1 protein-coding gene is annotated in these 1,257 nt (G+C 73.0%); it reads right to left on the reverse strand.

The window, feature by feature from the left end; translation table 11 throughout:
- Positions 1-1,257, reverse strand: a 1,257-nt coding sequence (locus tag ACFY4A_RS42675; RefSeq protein ID WP_390834688.1) for an acetyl/propionyl/methylcrotonyl-CoA carboxylase subunit alpha, incomplete at both ends; no start/stop codon positions are given.

A 1,257-nucleotide genomic window follows, 5' to 3' on the forward strand; every position in this document is an offset into this window, starting at 1 on the left:
GCGCGGTGGAAGGGGATCGCGGTGGCCATGCCCTCGACCTGGAACTCCTCCAGGGCGCGGGCGGCCCGCTGCAGCGCCTCCTTACGGGTGCGGCCGGTCACGATCAGCTTGGCCAGCAGGGAGTCCCACGCCGGGCCGATGACGCTGCCGGACTCCACGCCCGCGTCCAGACGCACACCCGGGCCGGACGGCGGGGCGAAGTTCGTCACCGTGCCGGGCGCGGGCAGGAAGCCTCGGCCCGGGTCCTCGCCGTTGATGCGGAACTCGAAGGAGTGCCCGCGCAGCGGCGGGTCGTCGTAGCCCAGCTCCTCGCCGTCGGCGATGCGGAACATCTCCCGCACCAGGTCGATGCCGGCGACCTCCTCGGTGACCGGGTGCTCGACCTGGAGGCGGGTGTTGACCTCCAGGAAGGAGATCGTGCCGTCCTGGCCGACCAGGAACTCGCAGGTGCCGGCGCCGACGTAGCCGGCCTCCTTCAGGATCGCCTTGGAGGCGCGGTACAGCTCGGCGACCTGCTCCTCGGACAGGAACGGCGCCGGGGCCTCCTCGACCAGCTTCTGGTGGCGGCGCTGCAGGGAGCAGTCACGGGTGGAGACCACGACCACGTTGCCGTGCCGGTCGGCCAGACACTGGGTCTCCACGTGCCGGGGCCGGTCCAGGTAGCGCTCGACGAAGCACTCGCCGCGGCCGAAGGCGGCCACCGCCTCGCGCACCGCCGACTCGTACAGCTCGGGGACCTCCTCCAGGGTGCGGGCGACCTTCAGGCCGCGCCCGCCGCCGCCGAAGGCGGCCTTGATCGCGATCGGCAGGCCGTGCTCCTCGGCGAAGGCCACGACCTCCTCCGCGCCGGAGACCGGGTCGGGGGTGCCGGCCACCAGCGGCGCGCCGGCGCGCTGGGCGATGTGCCTCGCTGCGACCTTGTCGCCCAGGTCCCGGATGGCCTGCGGCGGCGGGCCGATCCAGATCAGGTCCGCGTCCAGCACGGCCTGGGCGAAGTCGGCGTTCTCCGAGAGGAAGCCGTACCCGGGGTGGATCGCGTCCGCGCCGGACTCCTTCGCGGCCTTGAGCACCTTGTCGATGTCCAGGTAGCTGGTGGCCGGGGTGTCACCGCCCAGGGCGAACGCCTCATCCGCGACGCGGACATGCAGAGCGTCCCGGTCCGGGTCGGCGTAGACGGCCACGCTCGCGATCCCGGCGTCCCGGCAGGCCCGGGCAACGCGGACAGCGATTTCGCCACGGTTGGCGATGAGCACCTTG

Source organism: Streptomyces sp. NPDC001292 (assembly GCF_042896465.1).
In the GTDB taxonomy this organism is placed as follows: domain Bacteria; phylum Actinomycetota; class Actinomycetes; order Streptomycetales; family Streptomycetaceae; genus Streptomyces.